Origin of the sequence: uncultured Sphingomonas sp., from assembly GCF_964250165.1 — a bacterium.
Lineage (GTDB): Bacteria > Pseudomonadota > Alphaproteobacteria > Sphingomonadales > Sphingomonadaceae > Sphingomonas.
In genome coordinates, this window is the sequence record NZ_CAXUEK010000106.1 from 1 (window position 1) to 6,393 (window position 6,393).

Annotated in this window: 6 protein-coding genes; 2 read left to right on the plus strand and 4 right to left on the minus strand. The window is 66.8% G+C overall.

Annotated elements, in window-relative coordinates:
• Positions 1–223: 223 nt before the first annotated feature.
• The 3 genes from ACFE64_RS14490 to ACFE64_RS14500 are packed head-to-tail and all read right to left on the minus strand — an operon-like array spanning position 224 to position 2,898.
• Positions 224–952: a hypothetical protein gene (locus ACFE64_RS14490; protein ID WP_375393165.1), complete on the minus strand. Its 729-nt coding sequence runs from the start codon at positions 950–952 to the stop codon at positions 224–226.
• A complete protein-coding gene (locus tag ACFE64_RS14495) occupies positions 949–1,755 on the minus strand; it encodes a hypothetical protein (protein WP_375393166.1) in 807 nt (268 codons plus the stop codon). Before ACFE64_RS14495 ends, ACFE64_RS14490 begins: the two co-directional genes overlap by 4 nt.
• A gap of 3 nt (positions 1,756–1,758) precedes the next feature.
• Positions 1,759–2,898: a YncE family protein gene (locus ACFE64_RS14500; RefSeq protein ID WP_375393167.1), complete on the minus strand. Its 1,140-nt coding sequence runs from the start codon at positions 2,896–2,898 to the stop codon at positions 1,759–1,761.
• A 276-nt stretch (positions 2,899–3,174) separates the two neighbouring features.
• Between ACFE64_RS14500 and ACFE64_RS14505 the strand changes: the two genes are divergently transcribed.
• Complete coding sequence (locus ACFE64_RS14505; protein ID WP_375393168.1) at positions 3,175–4,956, plus strand: EAL domain-containing protein; 1,782 nt, start codon at positions 3,175–3,177, stop codon at positions 4,954–4,956.
• Positions 4,957–5,109: 153 nt separating this feature from the next.
• Here the strand turns inward: ACFE64_RS14505 and ACFE64_RS14510 are convergent, their stop codons facing one another.
• Positions 5,110–5,388: an EAL domain-containing protein gene (locus tag ACFE64_RS14510; RefSeq protein WP_375393169.1), complete on the minus strand. Its 279-nt coding sequence runs from the start codon at positions 5,386–5,388 to the stop codon at positions 5,110–5,112.
• A 157-nt stretch (positions 5,389–5,545) separates the two neighbouring features.
• On the opposite strand from ACFE64_RS14510, the gene ACFE64_RS14515 reads away from it, so the two are divergent.
• Positions 5,546–5,947 (plus strand): hypothetical protein, encoded by a 402-nt coding sequence (locus tag ACFE64_RS14515; RefSeq protein ID WP_375393170.1) that lies wholly within the window; start codon positions 5,546–5,548, stop codon positions 5,945–5,947.
• Positions 5,948–6,393: the final 446 nt, after the last annotated feature.

Here is a 6,393-nt window from a genome sequence, read left to right on the forward strand (position 1 = left end):
ATACAGCGCCCGTGTATCCCAAATCGATTCAATCAATCAGAAAGCAAGTCTAGGCGGTCTGCGGCCTCCCCGCAGTGTCGCCGTATGCAGCGTTCCGGGCGGCTGTCTCGGTGCCGCGACGACCGATGCGCCCAGATGACCAACATCCGACTTCGAGGTGCCGCTCGGCAGTGCTGAATGACTGCTTCTGGGTCACATCTGGGGCTCTCCAGGCCACCTCTCTTCAGATGTTAATCCCTAGCGCGGCAAAGCCGTGCCAGCCCGACGAGCGCTGGCCATCAGTGAAGGTCGGTCCGCCGGACGCGAGGAAGCGGAACGGGCCACCCAGCTTGACGATCCCGCCCGCGCCCAGGCTGGTGGAGGCGCGCGCGCCGACCGCGCCTGGGCCTTGTCGGTCGATCTCCGCGCCAAGCTGCAGCCGCTTCGACAGATCGCGCGTCACCGCGATGCCACCCGTCCAGAAGCTGCGGTTGCCCGCGCCTGGATTGACCGCATAGCCGCCGCCGCCGAAAATCGACCACGGCCCGATATCCTTCTGCGCCCAGATCGGCAGCAAGGCGGTCGCCCGGCCATTTCCAAGCCCCTTGCTCGCGGTGGGCAGAGTCAGCCCGGGGAAGACGGCGATCTGCACCCCCGCCCCCTCGTCGTGGAAAAATCGGTATTTCACCGATACCGCGAGGTCGCCGACGCCGATCCGCCCACCCGAGGCATCGTGCGCGAACGCGCCCGGTAGCCCGAGCGTTAGCTGGACGTTCCGGAGGCCGCCGTAATTGAGCTCGGCCCCGAAGCTCCCCTCGTAGTCGCGCCCTACTCCCGCACCCTCGATCAGCGGCGCGTAGATCTCCCAATGTCCGAGGTCGGTCGGCTCGGGATCATCGGTCAGGAAGGGTGGCCCGGCGAACGCCGGCGCGGGCATGGCCGCCAGCAGCCCCGCTAGGGCGAGCTGCCTCACACCGCCTCCGCGGCTTCCGGGTGGCGGCTGGCCCGCTGCGGCAGCACCGCGATCAGCAGCACGATCGCTGCCGCCAGGATCAGTGAAGCGACCGGCCGGCTCACGTCCAGCCCGCCCTGCGCGCGCGGCTTGTCGAACCAGTCGCCCACCGTCGCCCCCAGCGGTCGCGTGAGGATGAACGCCGTCCAGAACAGCGCCACCCGGCTGATCGACGTTGCGTAATATGCCGCCACGAGCGCCAGCAGACACGTCCCGAACGCAAGTGCGCCGCCGCCATAGCCAAGCCCGCCATCCGCCGCCCAATCGCCCAGCGCGGTGCCCAGCGTCTGCGAAAAGGTGATGGTGATCCAGTAGAAGAGTTCCGCGCGGGATCCGGTCACGCTGCCTGCCGCGATCGTGCCGAGCGTGCGGTACCAGGCGAACAGCGAGGCGAGCACGCAGCCGAGCAGGATCAGGGATCCGCCCGGATAGCCCACCCCCAGCGACCGGTCGGCGAAGTCGGCCAGCGTTGTCCCGCACGTTGTCGAGGCGACGATCGTCGCCCAATAGAGCCATGGATTGAAGCGACGCGCGCCCACCTGCGCCGCCACCAGCAGTCCCAACGCCACACCGAAGATCAGCGTGCCGACCAGGTAGCCGTTCACCGCGCTCGCCGCGCCGCTGGTCTCGCCCAGCCAGCTCATCGACACGGTGTCGCCGCCCGTCTCGCCCACCGTGGTCGCCAGCACCTTGATGATCCAGAAGCCCAGCGTGACCGCCGGCACCTTGGCTGCCGCCGTTCGCGTCTCAGGAGTCCTGAGCATGGCTCACGCCGCCGGATCGAAAATGAGAACGCGCAGCGTGCCCGATCGTACGCGTGGCCGGCCGCCCGCCGGGTTCGCGTCGGTATCGGCCCCGACGACGAACAGCCGGCCTGTGCGCGGGTCGACCGCCATCGTGCGCGCGCTGACCAGGGTCGGGATCGTCGGGAGCGCCTCGTAGCGGTCGGGCGTCACCTGCCGGTAAACGCTCACCGTTCCGTCGCGCCCGTTTGAGCTGAACACGCGGCGGCGGACCGGATCGAAGGCGACCGCATCATTGCCCAGCCCGATCGGCAGCGTCGCGACGACGCGCCCCGAGCCGGTGTCGAGCACCACCATCTTGGCATTGACGCAGCCGATGAAGGCGCGATGGCTCGTCCGGTCGACCGCCAGCCCGTGAGGGCTCGCGCATCCGGGCGCGGGCCAGTGCGCCACCACCCGGGCCGCACGCGCATCGACCACGACCAAGTCGCCCTTTTCCTCGCCAGCGACGAAAACCCGGCCCGAGCCGTCGGCGGCGGGATATTCCAGCTTCTCGCCGACGACGATGGTCGAGACGGCGCGGTCGGTCGCCGGGTCGATCAGCGTGACGCTGCGCTGATCGCCCTCCACCACCAGCACGCGCCCCGTCATCGGATCGCGCGCGATTCCGTCGGCATCGTCGGCTGCGGGGATGCGTGCCACCGGCTTGAGCGTCCGGAGATCGAAGGCGACTGCCTCGCCCCTTTCGCCATCGTCGGTAAAGCCGCGGCCAGTCGCGCGCGAGATCGCGATGCCATGCGTTCCGCCCGGCATGCCATCCACCTCGCCGATCACCGCGCCGCTCGCGGCATCGAGCACGCTTACTCGGTCGCCATGCGCGACATAGACGCGCCTCGTATCGGGGTCGGCGACGACGTAGTCCCATCTATCGGGGGCGCCGAGCGCTACGGTGCGGGTCAGCTTGTAGTTCGGCGCAGCCGGGGCTGCACCGACAGCAATAAGCGCCAAGGCAGCAGCCCTGCGAGTAAGGTTCACGGTCACGTTAGATCTCATGCTTCGGGCGTTAGCACATTCGGCACCGGCCGCGGCAATATCTGCGCTGGCGGGGCCGGAGCCGGGTCGGCCGGAGCCAGGGTGCTCTTGCTGCCGGGAGAGCCCGTACAAGACGATTCGTGTCTCAACGAGCAATGCGGGTCAAAGGCAGAGCAGCGCACGGTTCAGCTGAACGAGCGTCCGCTTCCGGGAAGCGACTCAAGGCCGTTGAACGTCTAAGATTGGGTCGAGGCAGGCAAGAACGGGGTTCGTTGGTCGCCGTTCGATTAGCATATTTGTTCGATCGTCCCTTTTCGGAACCGGACGCACGCAAGTCGCGGGCGAGCCTGCCGGTGACGGCAATCCTTAACCTGTTGCCCATACGTCCTCCGCGCGAAGGGGACTGTAGTGCGGGACTACGGCGAAGAAGCGCGGCTGGACGCGTTATCTCAGTTGAAGCTACTGGACACGCCACCGAGCGAGACTTTCGACCGGATCACGCGCATGGCGAGCCAAATCTTCGGCCTGCCGATTGCCGCAGTGTCGCTGACCGATCGCGATCGCCAGTGGTTCAAGTCCCGGGTCGGTGTCGACCATTGCAGCATCCCGAGGGGCGGGGCGCCGTGCGCCCAGGTCGCCGAAACCACACAGCCGTTGGTGATCGAAGATCTTCTGACCGACGCTTGCTACGCCGACAGCCCGCTCGGCCGTGCGGGCACCCGTTTCTACGCGGGCGCACCGCTGGTCACCAGCGACGGTTACGGGCTAGGGGCGCTCTGCGTCCTTGGAACGGAGCCGCGCTGCGCGACCGCGTCCGAGCTCGCCGCGCTCGTCGATCTGGCAGCGATGGTCATGGCCCAGATCGAACTCCAGCACGCGTTCGGGCGCATCGACCCTGTCAGCGGCCTGCCCACTAGGAACCAGTTCCGGGACGACCTGATCGACCTCGCGCGCGATCATCCGGGTGAGAAACGCTTCGCCGTCATGATCGACCTGGCGCGGGACGACCAGCTCAGCCGGATCACGCGCGCGATGGGCGCGGCGCGAGTCGACGAACTGATCCGCGAAGCCTCGCAAGCGTTGCGTGCCGCGGTCGAATTGACGCACACGGCCTATCACGTCGGGCCTGCACAATTCGTGTTCTTTTCCGCGCCGGACGTCGAGCAGTCCGCCTACATGGAGCTGCTCCAGTCCAAGTTCGAGTCGCTGAGCGCGACCTCGTCGGTCCGTTTCGTGACCAGCATCGCGATCGGCGTTCGGCCCTTCGTCGTCGGCCAGGCCACGCCCGAGGACATCCTGCGCAGCGCCGCGAGCGCGGCTCAGGATGCGAGACAGGTCGACGGCTCGATCGCCCTCTACTCCGTGTCCACCGACACCGCGCACCAGCGCCAATACCGCCTGCTGAGGGATTTCGGAGCGGCGCTGGAGGCGACTGACCAGCTTCGCCTCGTCTATCAGCCGCGTGTCGATCTGGCGTCGGGCCGCTGCGTCGGGGCCGAGGCGCTGCTGCGATGGCGGCACCCGTTGCTGGGCGACGTATCGCCCGCCGAGTTCATCCCGATCATCGAGCATACCTCGCTCGCAAAGACGACAACGCAATGGGTGCTCGACGCCGCCCTCGATCAGCTCGTGCGCTGGGACGAAGTAGGGATCACGATCGCGCTCTCGGTGAACATCTCCGCGACCAACCTGGCGGAGGTCGACCTGATCCAGCGCATCCAGCTGGGGCTGTTGACGCGGCGGCTCCGCCCCGACCGGCTCGAGATCGAGCTGACCGAAAGCGCGATCATGGACGAGCCGGACCAGGCGCTCGCGATGCTGCAGGAACTGGCGTCGGCAGGCGTGGGCCTCGCGATCGACGATTTCGGCACCGGTCAGAGCAGCCTCGCGTATCTGCAACGTCTGCCGGCGCAGGTCGTGAAGGTAGATCAGGCGTTCGTCCGCAACCTCAACCGCGCGGAAGGGGCCGACTTCGTGCTGGTCGAGACGATGATCGGGCTGGCACACAGGCTCGGTTTCCGCGTCGTCGCCGAGGGCGTCGAGACGTCGGAAGCGGCGACGATCCTTGCTCGGATCGGGTGCGAGGGGGCGCAGGGCTTCCTGTTCGGCCGCCCGATGGAAGCGGACCGGATCGGTCCCTGGCTCGACGGCATAGAGAATCGCGGCTGCAAATCGACGAACGCCGGTTAGATTGGCTGCGTCGCACGAGACGTTCGACAATAGGTGCCAATCTGTCCGCATCGCGGTCAGGGCCGACGATTGTTCCTTATGCCTGAGCTGACAGCGTCGTGAGCGGCTTGCCATTGAGCAAGCCCCGGCTCGTTGGTGGCGAACGCAGCAGGTCTACGCCCGCTCCCGTATTGCAACCGACGAAACGGCGGCGAGCTGTTCCAATTCGGAGGCGCGGATCGGCTTTCCATAGAGCCATCCCTGCACCTCGTCACAACCGTTAGCTCGAAGCCAGCGGGCTTGCGCCGGGTGCTCGACCCCTTTCGCGCTGACGCTCAGGTTGAAGGCGTGACCAAGCGTCAGCATGCTGTCGAGGGTGGCCGCCTGCGGCGGCGCTTTGGAACCTGCGCTGGCAAGTGCGCGGCTTCGTCGACGAGGTGCCCGGGGCCACACAAGAGCAGCTAAACGGCCGCTTTGCGGCTGGAAGCGGCGTTAGAGGTCTCGACCTGCGCAAGGCTTACATCGACACTCCTGGAATGATCAGCAGGAGACGTTTGCCGGGTTCATCCCGACCGATGCGTTCGCCGTCTATGAGCGCTGGTCGGACGACATGCTCGCCCAATTCGGCGAGGCTCCACCACGGTCGAACCATCCGCTCCAGCTCGATCAGCCGAGCGTGGGCGTGCAGGCTTGGGTAGCTGCGAAGCAGACGGTCCTGTCGACCCTCAATGGCTCCCAGTTTTCGCCCGCCTACCTCGCCAGCAAGAAATATAGCTGGCCGCTGGTGGCCAATCTCATGAAGGCGTTCCGCTACTTCAAGCAGGCCCGGAACGCGCTGATCCACCGCGGCGGCATTGCGAACCAGATCGACGCTCAGGCCTATTCGGAGTTCGCCCCGGTCAGCGGACGCGCGTCGTTGGGCATGCGCGGGGCACTCGAGCACGAGCCCTTTATTGTCGGCCAGAGACTTCGCCTCCGGCTAAGGGCGTGGTCGGCTTTTGCGACATCCTGATCCGCCTGATGCGCAGCATCGACGCGGAACTCTCGCGTTCGGCTCAAGCGGAGCAGCTCACGCGTGAGAGGCTGGAGCGTGACGCGGCATCAGGTGGGTGCTAAACGGCGACCCCACGATACGCGCCCAGCAGGTTCGATTAATGTGCAGGGCGGGCGGGCTTCCAGGGCCCGTCGACCCCGACGCCGTCCACCGATACATGCTCGACGAGGGATTGTTGAGAATGTGAGTGGCCGGCGACGCGGGAGCGCTCACGAGGAAGAAGGCGCGAGGCCGTGATGCCCCGAGCTTGGCTGCGGGGCGGCGATCACGCCTAAGTGGCTAAGAAGATGATACTGCCGGTGCGAATTGAACTCACAACCTCAGCCCTACTAAGGCTTTGCCCTTCTCGAGCTGTGAACCGCCCCGGGTTTGCCGGAGGCCATGGGTTGTGAGTCACGCTGCCA

Excerpts from the sequence above, each read along its gene's own strand:
- ACFE64_RS14495 (WP_375393166.1), bottom strand. The coding sequence starts at position 1,755 with ATGCTCAGGACTCCTGAGACGCGAACGGCGGCAGCCAAGGTGCCGGCG.
- ACFE64_RS14515 (WP_375393170.1), top strand. The coding sequence starts at position 5,546 with ATGCTCGCCCAATTCGGCGAGGCTCCACCACGGTCGAACCATCCGCTC.